Annotated in this window: 15 protein-coding genes; 6 read left to right on the top strand and 9 right to left on the bottom strand. The window is 66.6% G+C overall.

Annotation, left to right across the window (positions count from 1 at the left end):
* Positions 1–107 precede the first annotated feature (107 nt).
* Positions 108–665: a dTDP-4-dehydrorhamnose 3,5-epimerase gene (gene rfbC, locus H7H34_RS08450; protein ID WP_120270874.1), complete on the bottom strand. Its 558-nt coding sequence runs from the start codon at positions 663–665 to the stop codon at positions 108–110.
* Positions 666–864: 199 nt separating this feature from the next.
* On the opposite strand from rfbC, the gene H7H34_RS08445 reads away from it, so the two are divergent.
* The 6 genes from H7H34_RS08445 (at position 865) to H7H34_RS08420 (ending at position 7,376) form a co-directional block, all read left to right on the top strand.
* A complete protein-coding gene (locus H7H34_RS08445; RefSeq protein ID WP_185924907.1) occupies positions 865–1,959 on the top strand; it encodes an NAD(P)/FAD-dependent oxidoreductase in 1,095 nt (364 codons plus the stop codon).
* A 106-nt stretch (positions 1,960–2,065) separates the two neighbouring features.
* Positions 2,066–2,851 (top strand): ABC transporter permease, encoded by a 786-nt coding sequence (locus H7H34_RS08440; RefSeq protein ID WP_158592765.1) that lies wholly within the window; start codon positions 2,066–2,068, stop codon positions 2,849–2,851.
* The gene (locus H7H34_RS08435; protein WP_120270871.1) at positions 2,848–3,501 is read left to right on the top strand and encodes an ABC transporter ATP-binding protein; all 654 of its coding nucleotides are present in this window, start codon (positions 2,848–2,850) and stop codon (positions 3,499–3,501) included. Before H7H34_RS08440 ends, H7H34_RS08435 begins: the two co-directional genes overlap by 4 nt.
* Before the next feature lie 28 nt (positions 3,502–3,529).
* Positions 3,530–4,816, top strand: coding sequence for a KpsE/RkpR family capsule polysaccharide export protein (locus H7H34_RS08430; protein WP_185924906.1), 1,287 nt, complete (start codon positions 3,530–3,532; stop codon positions 4,814–4,816).
* Between the two features lie 79 nt (positions 4,817–4,895).
* On the top strand, positions 4,896–6,257 hold the full coding sequence (locus H7H34_RS08425; RefSeq protein WP_120270869.1) for a KpsE/RkpR family capsule polysaccharide export protein: 1,362 nt from the start codon (positions 4,896–4,898) through the stop codon (positions 6,255–6,257).
* 27 nt (positions 6,258–6,284) lie between these two features.
* Complete coding sequence (locus tag H7H34_RS08420) at positions 6,285–7,376, top strand: hypothetical protein (protein ID WP_185924905.1); 1,092 nt, start codon at positions 6,285–6,287, stop codon at positions 7,374–7,376.
* A gap of 21 nt (positions 7,377–7,397) precedes the next feature.
* Here H7H34_RS08420 and H7H34_RS08415 read toward each other — a convergent pair whose 3' ends face one another.
* The 8 genes from H7H34_RS08415 to H7H34_RS08380 all read right to left on the bottom strand — a co-directional run bounded on the left by H7H34_RS08415 (position 7,398) and on the right by H7H34_RS08380 (position 17,039).
* Positions 7,398–8,243, bottom strand: a complete 846-nt coding sequence (locus H7H34_RS08415) for a class I SAM-dependent methyltransferase (protein WP_185924904.1) — start codon at positions 8,241–8,243, stop codon at positions 7,398–7,400.
* Between the two features lie 115 nt (positions 8,244–8,358).
* A complete protein-coding gene (locus H7H34_RS08410; protein WP_067340180.1) occupies positions 8,359–9,123 on the bottom strand; it encodes an ABC transporter permease in 765 nt (254 codons plus the stop codon).
* Positions 9,120–9,908, bottom strand: coding sequence for an ABC transporter ATP-binding protein (locus tag H7H34_RS08405; RefSeq protein ID WP_185924903.1), 789 nt, complete (start codon positions 9,906–9,908; stop codon positions 9,120–9,122). The genes H7H34_RS08410 and H7H34_RS08405 overlap by 4 nt, the downstream gene beginning before the upstream one ends.
* A gap of 170 nt (positions 9,909–10,078) precedes the next feature.
* The gene (locus H7H34_RS08400) at positions 10,079–11,089 is read right to left on the bottom strand and encodes an ABC transporter substrate-binding protein (protein ID WP_120270867.1); all 1,011 of its coding nucleotides are present in this window, start codon (positions 11,087–11,089) and stop codon (positions 10,079–10,081) included.
* 174 nt (positions 11,090–11,263) lie between these two features.
* Positions 11,264–13,150 carry a sulfate adenylyltransferase subunit CysN gene (gene cysN / locus H7H34_RS08395; RefSeq protein WP_185924902.1) on the bottom strand — a complete coding sequence of 629 codons (1,887 nt, stop codon included), beginning with the start codon at positions 13,148–13,150 and terminating at the stop codon, positions 11,264–11,266.
* A 10-nt stretch (positions 13,151–13,160) separates the two neighbouring features.
* The gene (cysD, locus tag H7H34_RS08390; RefSeq protein ID WP_185924901.1) at positions 13,161–14,066 is read right to left on the bottom strand and encodes a sulfate adenylyltransferase subunit CysD; all 906 of its coding nucleotides are present in this window, start codon (positions 14,064–14,066) and stop codon (positions 13,161–13,163) included.
* A 750-nt stretch (positions 14,067–14,816) separates the two neighbouring features.
* Positions 14,817–15,665: a 3'(2'),5'-bisphosphate nucleotidase CysQ gene (cysQ, locus tag H7H34_RS08385; RefSeq protein WP_185926479.1), complete on the bottom strand. Its 849-nt coding sequence runs from the start codon at positions 15,663–15,665 to the stop codon at positions 14,817–14,819.
* A 54-nt stretch (positions 15,666–15,719) separates the two neighbouring features.
* Positions 15,720–17,039 carry a UDP-glucose dehydrogenase family protein gene (locus H7H34_RS08380; RefSeq protein WP_185924900.1) on the bottom strand — a complete coding sequence of 440 codons (1,320 nt, stop codon included), beginning with the start codon at positions 17,037–17,039 and terminating at the stop codon, positions 15,720–15,722.
* Between the last annotated feature and the right edge of the window lie 167 nt (positions 17,040–17,206).

The raw sequence follows: 17,206 nt of genomic DNA, 5'->3' as shown, positions 1-17,206 counted from the left end.
TTTACCGACGGCCGCATTTTGCAGCGCAAGACGATCCAATCAACCCGCAGGTTGGCGAATCTTCAAGAAATCGTCATCGCGCGCCGGCTCGCCTCGCGTCTGACGTGTCAGAACCAGTGGATTACATCCTTGAAGAACGGCTGCACCCGGTCCTTGTCGGACAGGATCACCTTGTCTTCGGCGATCCCCCAATCGATGCCGAGGTCCGGATCGTTCCAGCGAATGCCAAAATCGTGGGTGGGCGCGTAGTAGCCGGTCACCTTGTAGATGATCTCGGTATCCGGCTCGAGGGTAAGGATGGCGTGGGCGAAGCCGACCGGCACCAGGATCTGGTTCCATTCGGCCGCGGAAATCTCCGCCGACACCCATTTTCCGAAGGTCGGAGACGACTTGCGGATGTCGACGGCAACGTCGAGGATCCGGCCGCGCACGCACCGCACCAGCTTGTCCTGGGCAAACTCGCCGCCCTGGTAGTGCAGGCCGCGCAGGGTCCCCGCTTCCGCCGAGTAGGAATGATTGTCCTGGATGAAATCGAGATCGATACCGGCGTCCGCGAAAGCCTTCTTGTTGTAGACTTCCGAAAAGAACCCGCGATGATCGCCGAATTTCCTCGGCCGAATAATCTTTACTTCGGGAATTTCGAGGCTGGTAACGTCAAGCGACATGGAAACGGATGCCTGTCCTTTGGAGTTCGGGGCACCGGAACGGACCCGGCGTTGTATAGAAGACGCTGCCAGGGCGAACAAGGCCGCGCCGCAGGCGGAGTGTCTCCCTCCTGTTGCGATGACCTTGCCGATGGCCTAAGCGACAGCGAAGTCACATGGAAATGCGGCGCTTTGCCGGCAGCTTGGGAAGGAGCGGTGGATGGATGTCGAGACGGTGGTGATCGGCGCCGGCGCGGTCGGCCTTGCCATTGCCCGCGAACTGGCTCTGCGCGGCCAGGAGGTGATGGTGCTCGAGGAGCATCCGATCATCGGCTCGCAGACCAGCGCCCGCAACAGCGAGGTGATCCACGCCGGCATCTATTATCCGGCCGGCAGTCTCAAGGCGCGCGCCTGTCTTGCCGGGCGCGAGCTGCTCTACCGCTTCTGCGACGAGCACGGGGTTCCGCACCGCCGCCTCGGCAAGCTGATCGTCGCGACCTCGCCCGAGCAGGTCGAGACGCTTTCGGACATTCGCGCCCGGGCCGAGGCGAACGGCGTCGACGACCTTGCATTCCTGTCGCGCGCCGACGCTCTGGCCTTGGAGCCGCACCTTGCCTGCGAGGGCGCCCTGCTCTCCCCGTCCACCGGCATCGTCGACAGCCACGGCTTCATGCTGGCCCTGCAGGGCGGGCTGGAGGCGCGCGGCGGCCAGGTGGTCTGCGGGTCAAAGGTCACGGGTCTTGCCGCCCTCGGCGACGGCTACCGGCTGACGGTCGAGGACGGCGCCGAGGGTTTTGCCCTCACCTGCCGCAATCTCGTCATCTCCGCCGGCCACGGCGCGCCCTCGCTTGCCGCCCTCCTGTCCGGCACGCAGCCGCCGACGGCCTATTTCGCGCGCGGCTGCTACTTCTCCATCACCGGCCGCGCGCCCTTCTCGCGGCTGATCTATCCGGTGCCCGAGCCCGGCGGGCTCGGCGTCCACCTGACGCTCGACATGGGCGGCCAGGCCCGCTTCGGTCCCGACGTGGAATGGATCGACAGCCTCGACTACACGGTGGATCCGCGCCGGGCGGACGGCTTCTATGCCGAGATCCGCAAGTACTGGCCGGAGCTTGCCGACGGCTCGCTGCGCCCCGACTACAGCGGCGTCCGGCCGAAGATCTCCGGCCCCGGCGAGCCGGCGGCCGATTTTCGCATCGACGGACCTCGCGAGCACGGCCATCGCGGCCTCGTCGCGCTCTACGGCATCGAGTCGCCCGGCCTGACCTCGGCGCTGGCGCTTGCCGGGCTCGCCGCCGATCGCCTGGGGGAATAGGTGCATTGCCCCGCCGGCCCGGACATGCCATGGAATCGTCGCGTTCCCCGGTCAATTATCCCGCAATGCAACACGCATGGCCGGGACCAGAAGCTTCGGGAGTGACATGACGACGTCCTTCGTCGCCGCGCTGGCCAATCAGAAGGCCGTGCTGGGCGCCCTCATCCTGCGCGACATGCGCACCCGGTTCGGGCGCACGGCGATCGGTTTCGTCATCGCGGTCGCGTGGCCGCTCACCCACCTTCTGGCGATGCTCGGCATCTGGGTCGCGATCGGCCGGGCCGTGCCGCTCGGCACCAACAATGTGGTGTTCTTCGGCACCGGCATCATGCCCTACATCCTGTGCCTGTATCCGGGCCGGATGATGATGCTCGCCATCCAGCAAAACAAGCCGATGCTGCTGTTCCCGGTGGTGAAGGTGATCGACATCATCCTGGCGCGCGCCTTGCTGGAGATGATCACCGCGATGTGCGTGCTGCTCGCCTTCTGCACGATCCTCTACATCGCCGGCGTCGACTTCCTGCCGAACCGGCCGGAGATCGCCATCGCCGCCATCGCGGTCACGGTTCTCTACGGCATCTCGGTCGGCCTGCTCAGCTGCGTGATCCTGGTGCTGTTTCCCATGTGGGTGGCGATCTTCATCCTGATCATGATCGCCCAGTGGATCACCTCCGGCGCGCTCTACCTGCCCAGCATGATGCCGCACTGGGTGCTGGAATACATCGTCTACAACCCGCTCTATCACTGCATTTCCTGGCTGCGCACCGCGTATTACGACGGATATGGCGGCAGCACCGTGGAACCCATGTACGTGGTGCAGGTCTCGCTCTTCATCCTGCTGCTGGGCTTTGCGGCGGAGCGGGCCGTTCGCGGAAAGCTCTTGATGAAATGATCAGGTTCCAGAACGTCTTCAAGTTCTACCGCACGCAGAAGACGCTCAAGATCGTGCTGGACCACATCAGCTTCCGGCTGGACAAGGGCGTCAGCTACGGGATCATGGGCATCAACGGCGCGGGCAAGTCGACCTTGATGCGGCTGATCGCCGGCACGGAGATGCCCAACAGCGGGCGCATCGTGCGCGAGTCGCGCGTGTCCTGGCCGCTCGGCTTCGCCGGCGGCCTGCATCCGGCTCTGACCGGCCGGGAGAACATCCAGTTCGTCGCCCGCGTCTACCGGCAGGACATCCGCAAGGCGGTGCGCTTCGTGGAGGACTTTTCCGAGCTCGGCCCCTTCATCGACGCGCCCTTCGGCACCTATTCCTCCGGCATGCAGCAGCGCCTCGCCTTCGGCCTGTCGATGGCGATCGACTTCGAATGCTACCTGATCGACGAGGTGATGGCGGTCGGCGACTCCCGCTTCCAGCAGCGTTGCCGGGACGAATTCAACAAGCGCAAGCAATATTCGGATATGATCATGATCTCGCACAGCATCGAGCTTGTGCAGATGTATTGCGACCGTGGCATCGTGCTGGCCGATGGAAAGATGTATTTCTTCGATTCGGTCTCGGATGCGGTCGAGATGTACAAGCAGTTGAACATGTAGCGGCCGCGGGCGGGACAGCCTGCGGCGAATGGCGGAGAAGATGTCGGACGCGCTCATAGACGTGGTGCTCGGCGGCGGCGGCGACGTCGTCGAGAAGGCACCGAAGAGCGAGAAGCGAACGGAAGCGATCTCGGCGGCCCTCAAGGAGGCCAGCCGGCGCATCCGCTCGAACCGTCGCGTCATCGGCGGCGGCGGCTTCAGGCGCCGCCGCGGCGAGCGGCTGTTCCTGCTGTCCATCGCCGCCAGCTGGCTGCTTCTGGTCCTGCTGCCCGCCCTGGTCGCCGGCGTCTATTTCGGCCTTGTCGCCTCGGACCGCTACCAGTCCGAGATGCAGTTCTCCCTGCGCAACTTCAAGACCACGACCCCCGCCTCCTTCATGTCGCTGACCGGCCTGCCCACCGGCAACCTGATGCAGGAGGCCATGGTGGTGGAAAGCTACGTCCACAGCCGCGCGCTGGTCGACCGGCTGCAGGAGCGCACCGACCTGTTCGGAAAATTCAACGCGGGCGGCATCGACTATTTCTCGCGGTTTCCGCAAGGCGATCCGATCGAGGATTTCATGGACTACTGGCGCGAACGGGTCGGCGTCCATGTGGAGTCCCTGTCGGGCATCGTCACCATCACGGTGCAGGCCTTCTCGGCCGAAGACGCGCAGGAGGTGAACCGGCTGATCCTCGAGGCCATCGACGAACTGGTCAACGACCTGTCGGCCCGCGCCCGCACGGACCTCCTGCAGTTCAACCGCGAGGATCTCGACCAGGCGCAGGAGCGGCTTAAGAAGCTGAGCGAGGACCTTGCCAACCTGCGCAACACCACCGGCCTGCTCGATCCCGAGACCTATGCCAAGTCGATCTCGGCGGTCGCGACCGAGCTGGAGGTGCGCCTCACCGACATGAAGGTGCGGCGCCAGACGCTGCTCGGCTCGATGAATGCCGACACGCCGCAGATGCAGTTCCTGACCCGGCAGATCGAAACGCTGGAAGGCGAGATCGCGCGCCTGCGCCGCGAGATCGCCTCGCCCGGCAGCACCGGCGAGACGCTCTCCACCACCAAGGCGCTGTTCGACCGCTACCTGCTCGACCAGGAGATCGCCCGCAAGCAGTACACCCAGGCCAGTCTCGAATACGAGCGCGCGCGGCTGGACGCTGACCGGAGGCAGGTCTATACGGCGGTCGTGATGCAGCCGACCCTGCCGGAGGATGCCGAGTATCCCCGCCGGATCTGGTCCTGGACCGTGGTCCTGGTGCTGTGCGTCGCTGCCTGGGGCGCGCTTGTCGGGCTTGCGGTGCTGGTCCGCAACCATCTGGCGGCATGACCATGAATGCGAGGCTGGAGCACGTGCTGCGGGCCGCATGCCCGCATGCTGCAGAACCCGCGAGGCGCTGGACGTGACGATGCAAAGACTGCTTTCACGACGCCCCGGCACCAAGGATCGGGGCAACAAGGCGCAAGACGCGAAGACGGGACACAAGCCGGCAAGGGCCGAGGCCGTTGCCGCCCGCGCCGTGTCCGTGACCGGCGGCGGCACCGATGCGGACGCCCTTGCACCGCGCCGCCGCGGCCCTCTCGCGCGCGCCGGGGCCCAGGTCACCGGCCTGGTGAAGACCGTCCGCGAGGACCTGAAGGAACTGCGTGAGACCGACGCGAGCGGCCGGCGCGGCGGCGGGCTCTTGCGCACCTTCGGCATCTTCGTGATGATCCCGACCCTTCTCGCCGCGCTCTATTTCCTCGTTCTGGCCTCGGACATCTTCGCCTCCGAGACCCGCTTCATGGTGCGCAGCGGCGACACCCAGCAGGAGGTCGGCACCGGCACGCTGGCCATGGTCGCCAAGGTCGCCGGCGTCTCGGGCACCAGTCCCGACAGCTTCGCCGTGCTCAACTACGTCAAGAGCCGCGCGATCATCGAGGATGTCGGCGGCAAGGAGACCATCTTCCGCCTGTACAACCGCGACCGCGGCGACTTCTTCGCGACGCTGGAAAGCGACGCGACCTGGGAAGATATCGTCGAGTACTGGCAGAACCGGGTCACCGCCTCGCTCGACACCCAGTCGGGCATCATCACCGTCGAGGCGACCGCCTTTTCCGCCGAGGAAGCGGACTGGCTGGCCCGCCAGGTGGTGGAAAAGAGCGAGACGCTCGTCAACGAGATTTCCCGGCGTGCCCGCGAGGAAGCGCTGCGCGTCGCCATGGCCGATGTGGAACTCGCCCGCACCGATCTTGCCGAGGCGCGCGAAGCGCTGCGCCGCTACCGGAACGCCAGCGAGATCATCGACCCGACCATGACGGCCGAGTCCATCGGCCAGGTCCTGTCCCAGCTGATGATCAAGCGGATCGAGCTCGAGGCCCGGCTTGAGACGACGGCCTCGATGATCGACCGGGATTTCGCGCCGCGCCAGGTGATCGAGCGCGAGCTGGCCGAGGTCAAGGCCCAGATCGCCGAGCAGGAGGGCCTGCTGGCCTCGCAGGGGCGCAGCGGCGGCACCGTCTCGGACGTGGTCGCCAGCTTCGAGAACCTGCGGCTAGAGGAGGAGTTCGCCGCCAATCGCTACTCCATCGCCACCTCGTCCTTCGAGAGGGCCCGGCAGGAGACGGAGCGCCAGCAGCTCTACCTGGTCGAGATCGTTCGCCCCAGCGTGCCCGACACCGCGCTTTATCCGCGCGTTGCCGCAGGCATCTTCATGATCTTCTTCATTTCCTTCGTCCTTTGGGCGATCGCCTCGCTGATCGTCGCATCGGTCAAGGACCACGCGATCTGACGGGACAGCCCCGGGAGACCCTGCACAGTGCAGTTTCACATCGACCGACAGGCCAACGGCGTCCTCTCCGGCTGGATCGTGCCCAACAATCCTGGCGGCACGCCGCATGTGAAGGTCATCGTCAACGACGAGGAAATCGCCGTCATCGGCCCGAACGTGAACCGTCAGGACATCAAGGACCTGGGGCTTCACACGACGGGCTTCGTCGGCTTCCACATCGACGACAAGATCGTCAAGGGCATCCAGAAAGCCGACAACGTACAGCTCGTCGAGCAGGAAACCGGGCTGATGGTGCACCGGCACACGGCCTCACCTTTCCGCATCGAAAAGCGGGTGATGTTCTTCAACCTTTGCGTCGTGCCGCAGATCCGCATGCGCAACATGGCGAGCAACCTGTTCAGCCTGACCTATACCAACAGCGAACGCATCACCTTCGCGACAATCTCCAGCATCCTGATCAACCACAACGCCCATTCGCAGTTCGTGATGGGCCGCAGCAATCACAACCGCATCGCCGAGTTCCTGCTGAGCCGCGAATACATGCGCATCGCGCTGCTGCGCGATCCCATCGTGGAGCTCGCCGAGCGCTTGATCATGATCAAGCAGATCTCGCGGTCGTCAAACCGCAAGCTGCTGGAGAACCTCGTCTCCGGGCTCGAGAACCTGTTCGGCCTGTGCGAGACCATCAACCTGGAGAGCGAGGAATCGCTGCGCGACGCCTTCACGCGGCTGCGCCCGCAGCAGGCGCAGGCGATTGCCGACCCCTTCGTACGCACGCTGGTCTGCGATCAGGGTGACGAGCCGGAAGAGCGGCATATCAGCATGGCGCTGGACCGGCTGGCCGAGTTCGATGCGGTCGGCGTCGAGGAGCGGATCGACGCGTTCAACACCTGCGTCGAGGAAGTCACGGGACGCGACATCTTCGGCGGCTACGAACCTTACGTGCTGCCGGGCACGATGGAGCTGGCCGAGCGGCTGCACGGCATCGAGAAGGTGCAGGAATATCTGGAATTCGACGCCCTGCTCTACCGCGAGCTGCGCGGTGTCATCGACACCGAGTTCGGCGCAGCCGCCCCCGCTCCCGCGGGCGGCGTGCCGCAGGCCGCCCAGCGGCGTTGAAGCGCCCCCGTCCCTCGCGCCTCAGCGCTTGACGCAGCAGACCGCGTAGTCGAGGCGGCGGCCGTCGACATATTCCTGGTAGCGCATGGTGCCGGGCATGTCGGCCCAGTCGCTCGCATAGTCGCGGAACGGCCAGGGCACCCGCTCGATCAGCTCGCGGCGGCGCGGCACGTCCTCGGCGATGGCCGCAAAGACGTTCTCGGTGATGTCGACCACCTTGTGCACGTCGAGCCCGTTCTTCTCGCAGAGCTCGTCGACGATCTTGCGCTGGTCGGCGAAGGCCTTGTCCGTGTAGCCGACCGAGAAGCTCAGGACGCCGCCGGGGCGCAGCACGCGCGTTGCTTCCTTCGTGAAGGCGTCCATGCCGACATAGCTCGCCGCGCCGACGCTGAAGATCATGTCGAAGGAGCCGTCGGCCAGCGGCAGGTCGCGGGCATTGCCCTGCAGGATGCGGATCGAGGGGATGTGCTGCAGGCGCTTGCGGCAGACGCTTACCGCGCTGGAATTGACGTCGACGCCGGTGATCCGCGCCTGCGGGAAGCGGTGATGGGCCACCTGCACGCCGCCGCCGAGGCCGCAGCCGATGTCGAGGATGTCGCCCCACTCCCCGCCCTGGTTGGCGGCAAGGTCCCGGGTGAACTCCCACAGCACCTTGTCGTAGAGCGTCGACTGCAGCGGCTCGCGGTCGAAGGGGGCAAGCTCCGTCCACGGTGCCTCAGCCGGCGAGAAACCACTGTTGAAGAAGTTCTGGTGGCGGGCCGGCGACAGCCGGTAGAGCGCGAAATAGATCGCCTCCTGAAGTTTGCGCTGGAGCGGCTTGGGCAGGTTCCGCTGGATGCGGCGCTTCAGGACATAAAGGAACGACATGCAGGTCTCCGGCGGCTGTTGCCGACCGTGTTACAGGCTCGCGCTCCGCTTGCCTACACCCTGCCGGCACTCCGGCGGCAGGTTCCGCCGGAGTGTTGCGCCGTCGCGCTAGGGATTACTGCCGGCCCGAACGGTGCGCCCAGCCGGTCATGCGCATTTCCAGCCAGGCCATCGCCGCATACATGACGATGCCGAGCACGGCGAGCGCAACGAGGCCCGCCCAGACCAGCGGCACGTTGAACTGCGACTGCGCCGCCAGCATCATGTGGCCGATGCCGGCATTCGCCGCCACGGTCTCGGAGATCACCGAGCCGACGAAGGCCAGCGTGATGGCGATCTTCAGCGAGCCGAAGAAATAGGGCATGGAGCGAGGGATGCCGACCTTCAGCATGATGTCCATCTTCTTCGCGCCCAGCGCCCGCAGCACGTCCTCCATCTCCGGTTCGATGGTGGCGAGCCCCGTCGCCACGTTGACGACGATGGGGAAGAACGCGATCAGGAAGGCGGTCAGCACCGCCGGCACCGTGCCGATGCCGAACCAGATCACCAGGATCGGCACGACGGCGACCTTGGGGACGGAGTTGAAGCCGATCATCAGCGGGTAGAGGCCCGCATAGATCGCCCGGCTCCAGCCGATGGCCAGCCCCAGCGCCAGTCCGCCGGCCACCGCCAGCAGGAAGCCGACGGTCGTGGTGAACAGCGTCTGCAGCGAGTTCTTCCAGATCGGCGACCAGTACTTGACGATGGCGGCCCAGATGTCGGTCGGCGCCGGCAGGATGAAGACGGCGATGTCGAAGCCCTTGCACGCCGCCTCCCAGACGACGAACAGGCCGATGGTCCACAGCCAGGGGGCGGCCTTGATCCAGCGATCGTTGGTCATGCGGCGGCCCTCGCCTCGGCAATGTGTCCGCGCAGATCGTGGACGATGTCGTTGAAGCCCCCGTCATAGGTCAGGTCGATGGGCCGGGGGCGCGGGAAGTCGACTTCCTGCTCGACGATGATGCGGCCGGGGCGCGCGCTCATCACGAAGACGCGGTCGGCCAGGAACACCGCCTCGCGCAGGTCGTGGGTAACGAGAATGACGGTGAAGCCCTTTTCCGCATGCAGGTCGCGCATCACCTGCCACAGCTCCTCGCGGGTGAAGGCGTCGAGCGCGCCGAACGGCTCGTCCAGCATCAGCAGCGCCGGATCGTGGATCAGCGCACGGCAGAGGTTTGCGCGCTGCTGCATGCCGCCCGACAGCTGCCAGGGAAACTTGTCGCCGAAGCCCTTGAGGCCGACGATCTCCAGCAGGTTCTCGGCCCGGGCGACGTAGCTCTCGTATTCGCTCTTCAGGCGCCGGCGGTGCGGCTGGACGATCTCCAGCGGCAGCATGACGTTCTTCAGCGTCGTGCGCCAGGGCAGCATCGAGGGGTTCTGGAAGGCCATGCCGGCAACGGAAACGGGTCCGTCCACTTCCTTGCCGGCCACCTCGACCGTACCGGCCTGCGGGCGGATCAGCCCGGTGGCGAGCTTCATCAGGGTGGACTTGCCGCAGCCCGACGGGCCGACGACGGCGGCGAACTCGCCCTTCTGCACGGCCATGGTCAGGCCGTCGAGGGCCAGCGTGCCATCGCCCCCGCCATAGGCAAGGCGGATGTTGTTGAGATCGACGAAACCTGTCACGGCTGGGCGAAACTCCAAAGGATGATGCGGCCGTGCGGGCCACAGGACGGGCGGGTGCGCCCGGCGCGGGACGCCTTGCGGGAGCGAGGCGCCAGGAGGCGAGGAAACGACGCCCGCGCCTCCCCTTCCCCGCCTGTGCGGCCGGGAAGACGTGGCGCGGGCGCGGCCCCTTACTTGATCATGCGCTCCTCGACCGGCGGCAGGTAGGAGGGGTCGAACACCCGCTCCGGCGCCGGCGGGGTGTCGCTCACGCCCATGGAGGTCTTCAGGTATTCCATCGACTTGGCGAGCTTGGCCATGTCGACGCCGCCGAAGCCGTTGGCCTTCACCGCCGGGGTGGCGATGGAGCCGTCCACGGCCATCAGGATGCGGTCGGTCTCGGTCGCCTGGTCCAGCACCTCGTTGCGCTTCAGCACGTAAGGCACGGAGGCCTCCGGGTCGGCGATCGTATCGAGGAAGCCGCGCACCAGCGCCTTGACGAAGCCCTTCACCGCCTCCGGATTGCTCTCGGCGAAGTCGGTGTTGACCATCACCACGTTGCCGTAGAGGTCGAGGCCGTTTTCCGCCATCAGGATGGTGGCGATGTCGTCGACCGGGACACCCTGCGACTTCAGGTTGATCACCGAGGAGAAGGAGAAGCCGAAGATCGCGTCGACCTGGCCCTGGGCCAGCATCGGCTCGCGCACCGGGAAGCCGACATTCTCGATGGTCATGCCGGACGTATCGAGCCCGGCGACATCGACAAAGGCCGGCCACTGGCCGAAGGCGGCATCCGGCGGCGGGGCGCCGAGCTTCTTGCCTTCCAGGGACTTCGGGTCCTCGGTGACGCCGAGGCTCTTGCGGCCGATCACCGCGAAGGGCGGGCGCTCGTAGGCCATCATCACGGCCTTGACCTTCAGGTCCGGCTGCTCGTCCAGCAGCTTGATCAGCGCGTTGATGTCGCCGAAGCCCATCTGGTAGGCGCCGGTGGCGACCCGCGGGATCGATTCGCGCGAGCCCGCGCCCGTGTCGATGGTGACGGAGAGGCCTTCCTCGGCGAAATAGCCCTTGTCCTGGGCGATGAAGAAGGGAGCGGCCGGGGCCTCGAACTTCCAGTCGAGGGTAAACTTGATCTCGGTTTCCGCCATCGCGGCCGGAGCGGCCAGCGTCAGGGCGAAGGCAATGCCAAACAGTCTGCGCATAGGGTCCCCACTGGTGTTTTTATGAAAGGTCACCAGCAAGACTGCCCCGCAATTGCCCATCTATCAAGCAATTTTGGATCACGCTCAATTAGCGTGCAAGGCCGCCCAAAAAGACGGCAAAACCGGCCGGAGGCATCGCTTCCGGCCGGTTTTTTCGGCATTTCGCCTCAGGCCTTAGAGCCCGAGATAGCGGATCACCTCGTCGGCCAGGTCCTCGGCCGACCGCGACACCGTGTCGAGCACCAGTTCGGCGCTGTCCGGCGCCTCGTAGGGGCTGTCGATGCCGGTGAAATTGCTGATCTCGCCTGCCCGCGCCTTGCGGTAGAGCCCCTTGGGATCGCGCGTCTCGGCCACTTCCAGCGGTGCATGGACATGGATCTCGACGAACTCGCCCGGCGCGAACAGGTCGCGCGCCATCTGCCGGTCCGAGCGGAACGGCGAGATGAACGACACCAGCGTGATCACGCCCGCTTCCGTGAACAGGCGCGAGACCTCACCCACCCGCCGGATGTTCTCCACCCGGTCGGCCTCGGAGAAGCCGAGGTCGCGGTTGAGCCCGTGGCGCACATTGTCACCGTCCAGCAGGAAGGTCAGCCGTCCCTGCGCGTGCAGCCGCTGCTCGACAAGGTTGGCGATGGTCGACTTGCCGGCGCCCGACAGGCCGGTGAACCAGAGCACCCGCGGCGTCTGCCCGGTCAGCCTTGCGCGGGCCGCCCGGTCGATGTCGAAGGCCTGGCGGTGGATGTTGTCCGCCTTCCTGAGACTTGCCCAGATCAGGCCCGCGCCGACCGTCTGGTTGGTCAGCGGGTCGATCAGCACGAAGGAGCCCATCTCGCGATTGACCTCGTAGGGGTCGAAGGCGATGGGCGCGCTCAGGTGGATCTCGCAAAAGCCGATCTCGTTCAGCGCCAGCGTGCTCGCCGGCAGATGCTTCAGCGAATTGACGTCGATGCCGTGCTCGATGCGCGCCACCACGCCGGTGGTGCTGCGCTTGCCAGCCTTGATCACGTAGTTGCGGTCGGTGCGCAGCCCCTGGTCGCCCATCCAGATCACGTGGGCGCTCAGGCGGTCGGAGACCTCCGGTCGGCTTTCCGGCGTGCTCAGCACGTCGCCGCGCGAGATGTCGACCTCTTCCTGCAGGGTGATGGTCACCGCATCGCCCGCCACCGCCTCGTCCAGGTCGCCCCCCATCGTGGCAATGCGGGCCACCGTGGCAACGCGCCCGGACGCGGCTACCGCCACCTTGTCGCCGGGGCGGATCGCGCCGCTGACGACAGTGCCGGCATAGCCGCGGAAGTCGAGATTCGGGCGGTTCACCCACTGCACCGGCATGCGGAACGGACCCAGGCGATCCTCGCCGGCGACATCCACCGCTTCCAGATGCTCCAGCAGGGTCGGACCGTCGTGCCAGTCCATCGCCTCGCTGCGGCGGGTGACGTTCTCGCCGGTCAGCGCCGACATCGGGATCACTTCCAGCGTCTCGAAGCCGAAGCCTTGCGAGAACGCCTCGTACTCCGCGCGGATCCGCTCCAGCACTTCGCGCTCGTAGCCGACCAGATCCATCTTGTTGACGGCCACCACCACGTGGCGGATGCCCAGCAGCGAGACGATGAAGGAGTGGCGGCGGGTCTGCTGCAGCACGCCCTTGCGCGCGTCGATCAGGATGATCGCCAGATCCGAGTTGGAGGCGCCCGTCGCCATGTTGCGGGTGTACTGCTCGTGGCCGGGCGTGTCGGCGACGATGAACTTGCGCGCCTCGGTGGCGAAGAAGCGATAGGCGACATCGATGGTGATGCCCTGCTCGCGCTCGGCCTCCAGGCCATCGACCAGCAGCGCGAAGTCGAGTTCCTCGCCCTGCGTGCCGTATTTGCGCGAGTCCTTCTGCAGGGCCGCCACCTGGTCCTCGAACACCCGCTTGGTGTCGTGCAGCAGGCGTCCGATCAGCGTGGACTTGCCATCGTCGACGCTGCCGCAGGTGAGAAAGCGCAGCAGCCCCTTTTGTTCATGATCGCCGAGATAGTCGACCGCCTGACCGGCGAGAGAAGGCATTGCCTGGTTCATCGTTCAATCCTCAGAAATAGCCTTCGCGCTTCTTCTTTTCCATCGACGCCGCCTCGTCGTGGTCGATCAGCCGGCCGGAGCGCTCCGACGTGCGGGCGATCAGCATCTCGGTGACGATTTCGTCGAGGGTGGTGGCGGGCGACTCGATCGCCGCCGTCAGCGGGTAGCAGCCGAGGGTGCGGAACCGCACCTGGCGCATCTGCGGCACCTCGCCGGGGCGCAGCGGCAGGCGCTCGTCGTCCACCATCACCAGCATGCCGTCGCGCTCCACGACCGGGCGCTCGGCCGCGTAGTAGAGCGGCACGATGGGGATGTTCTCGGAGCGGATGTACTGCCAGATGTCGAGCTCGGTCCAGTTGGACAGGGGGAAGACGCGCAGCGATTCCCCCGGGCGCACCCGCGTGTTGAAGATCGACCACAACTCCGGGCGCTGGTTCTTGGGATCCCAGCCGTGCGAGGAGGTGCGGAAGGAGAACACCCGTTCCTTGGAGCGCGACTTCTCCTCGTCGCGCCGCGCACCGCCGAAGGCCGCGTCGAAGCCGTAATGCGACAGCGCCTGCTTCAGCGCGTCGGTCTTCATCACCTGGGTGTAGTAGGACGAGCCATGGTCGAACGGGTTGATGCCGTCGGCCAGTCCCTGCTGGTTGCTGTGGGTCAGCAGTTCCATGCCCGCTTCCGCCGCCATCCGGTCGCGGAACGCGATCATCTCGCGGAACTTCCAGGTCGTGTCGATGTGGAGCAGCGGAAACGGCGGCGGCGCAGGGTAGAACGCCTTGCGCGCCAGATGGAGCATGACGCTCGAATCCTTGCCGATCGAATAGAGCATCACCGGTCGCGACATCTCGGCGACGACCTCTCGGATGATCTCGATGGATTGCGCCTCCAGACGGCGCAGATGGCTTCCCCGGTTGGACACGGACGTCTCCTCGTGCACGAGGCCGGGAGAGGCACGAAGACGGCGGGAGCGCCCCTGCGTCCCCGTTCCGTCAACTGCTCCCGGCAGCTATCGTCCACGACTTAAGGAGCCGCGCGCACAAGCGCGAGAAACAGGATTGCCGACAAGCGGCACTCCTTAAAAAATCTCTGTCATTTCGCAGCTTTTGCGGACGCTTCGACGACCCTTTGGGCCGCGATGACAGGCGTGGAGACTGGCGAAGGCCTCGCATCCCCTCAGCCGTCACCCCACCCTCTGCCGTCACCCCGGACGAGCATCGCGAGATCCGGGGCCCATTCGTTCCCAGAGCGGTGGCGGGAGCGCGCCAATCTCTCCTCCTCCTCCCGGACAGCGCTCGCTCGCGCGCACCGCCCTCTCGGTTCGTCATCCCGGGCAAGCGAAGCGCGACCCGGGACCGGAGAGCCGAGGGCGTGTGAGGTGCGCTCAGAAAAAGAGGGAATCACCCTGCCTCCCCGATCCCGGATCGTCGGCCTTCGGCCTCGTCCGGGAAGACGCTGGGGAGAGGTTGGAGCGACAAACACCTGCCGAGGGTACCAATGGGTCCCGGCTCTCCGGCTTCGCCTGCGGCCGGGATGACCTCCGAGGGAGAGGCTTGGCCCTTCATCCCCTCTGCCGTCACCCCGGACGAGCATCGCGAGATCCGGGGCCCATTCGTTTCCAGAGCGGCAGCGAGGACACTCGAGCCCTCCCGCACTCAGCGTTCCTTTGGCATCAGCCGGCAGCGGACGCCTCGGCCACTTTCGCGGCGGCCGCGCGCACCAGGTCGGCCGTTCCCGCCGCCAGGAAACCCGGATTTGCGAAATCCGAGTCATGCGGCTGGTTGCGCTTGCCATAGAGGAAAGGCTCGCCGTCGAGGCGGCAGACACTGCCGCCGGCGGCCAGCAGCACGCCGTGGCCTGCGGCCGTATCCCACTCCATCGTCCGCCCGAAGCGCGGATAAAGATCCGCCTCCCCGCGCGCCACCAGGCAGAACTTCAGCGACGAGCCGACGCTGACCGTATCCGTCACGCCCATTGCGGAGAGCAGCGCGTCGGTCTCCGCGTCCCGGTGCGAGCGGCTGGCGACCGCAACCGGCGGCACCTTCGGCTCGGCCCGCACGCGCAGCGGCACGACCTCGCCGCCGGCGCCGGCGCTGTCCACCGCGACCGTTTCCTCCACCGCGCCCTCGCCGAGGCGCCCGAGATAGAGCGCACCGCGATGCGGCGCGTAGACCGCGCCCATGACGGGCACGCCCTTTTCCACCAGTGCGATGTTCACCGTGAAGTCGCCGCGGCCGGAGATGAACTCGCGCGTGCCGTCCAGCGGATCGACGAGGAAGAACCGCTCGCCGACGGCCTCGGGCAGCCGGCCGGCGGAGACTTCTTCCTCCGCGACCACCGGCACGCCCGGAAACGCCTTGGCAAGTCCGGCAAGGATGATCGCCTCGGCCCGGCGGTCGGCTTCGGTCACCGGGCTGTCGTCGGCCTTGCTCTCCACCGCGACGCCGCCGTGGAAATAGTCGAGCAGCACCGCGCCCGCCTCGAGGCAGAGCGCCCTGAGCGCCTGCATGTCGTCCGTCATCCGCATGGCCTGTCTCCGGTCATGTGTTGCGCGTGAGGTGATCTGTCGGGCGCGTCAGCCGACCGAAAGCGGCGTCTTGCCGATGCCCTGATAATCGAGGCCGGCGGCGATCACATCGGAGCCCTGCCAGATGTTGCGCATGTCGACCACCGCACGCCCGCGCATGCGCCGGGCGATCTCGGCAAGGTCGAGGCCGCGATAGGTGTTCCACTCGGTGATCACCGCAAGGACGTCCACCTCGTCGGCGACGTCATAGGGGTTGGCCCGCCACTCCAGGCCCGGCAGCAGCGGCTCGGCCTGGCCGCGCGCCTCGGGATCGTGGGCGACCACGGTGACGCCGGCCGCCTGCAGCGCCGGTACGATCACCAGCGAGGGGGCGTCGCGCACGTCGTCGGTATTGGGCTTGAAGGCGATGCCGAGAATGCCGACACGCTTGCCGGCAGTGTCGGGCCTGAGCGCCGCCAGCACCCGTTCGGCCATCTGCCGCTTGCGCTCCTCGTTGACGGCGATCGTGGTTTCCACCAGCCGCTGCGGCGCGCCGTGCTTCAGGCCGGTGGCGGCCAGCGCGGTCGTGTCCTTGGGGAAGCACGAGCCGCCGAAGCCGGGACCGGCATGCAGGAACTTGGAGCCGATGCGGTTGTCGAGGCCGATGCCGCTCGCCACCTTCTGCACGTCGCCGCCGACCTTTTCGCACAGGTTGGCGATCTCGTTGATGAAGGTGATCTTCACCGCCAGGAAGGCGTTGGCCGCGTATTTGGTCAGCTCGGCATTTTCCAGCGAGGTGACGAGGATCGGCGTCTCCCGCAGATAGAGCGGACGGTAGAGGCGGCGCAGCGCGGTTTCCGCGCGCTCGTCCTCGGCGCCGACCACCACGCGGTCGGGACGCATGAAGTCCTCGATGGCCGAGCCTTCGCGCAGGAATTCCGGGTTGGAGGCGACGGAGAAGTCGACGCCCGGCCGCTCCTCGCGGATGATCTCGGCCACCTTCCGGCAGGTGCCGACCACCACGGTCGATTTGATGACGACCACCGTGCCCGGCCGCATCGCCTTGGCGATCTGGCGCGCGGCAGCATAGACGTAGGTGAGATCCGCCTCGCCGTCGCCGCGGCGCGAGGGCGTGCCGACCGCGACGAAGACCACATCGGCCCTGGCCACGGCCGTGTCGAAATCCGTGGTGAAGGACAGGCGCCCGGCGGAGAGATTCCGCTCGATCAGCCCGTCGAGGCCGGGCTCGTAGATGGGCACCTCGCCCGCATTGAGCCGCTCGATCTTGCTTGCGTCGATGTCGACGCAGGTGACGTCGAAGCCGAACTCGGAAAAGCAGACACCCGAAACCAGGCCGACATAGCCGGTGCCAATCATTGCGATACGCATGCGTGCTCCTGGACTTTCCTGGAAAGAGAGGGGCCTTGCGGTCGGGCGGGAGGCGGCGCCGCGGGGCCGTACCGGTGCTGTTCACGTCACGATCTGCAGGCGGAACCCCGACAGGCGTCCCGGGTCCTGGCGTCCCTTCGGGTCTCGTGCGCTGCGCGCACGGTCCC

The organism is Stappia sp. 28M-7 (genome assembly GCF_014252955.1).
Classification (GTDB): domain Bacteria; phylum Pseudomonadota; class Alphaproteobacteria; order Rhizobiales; family Stappiaceae; genus Stappia.
This window is presented reverse-complemented; position numbering and strand designations above follow the sequence as displayed.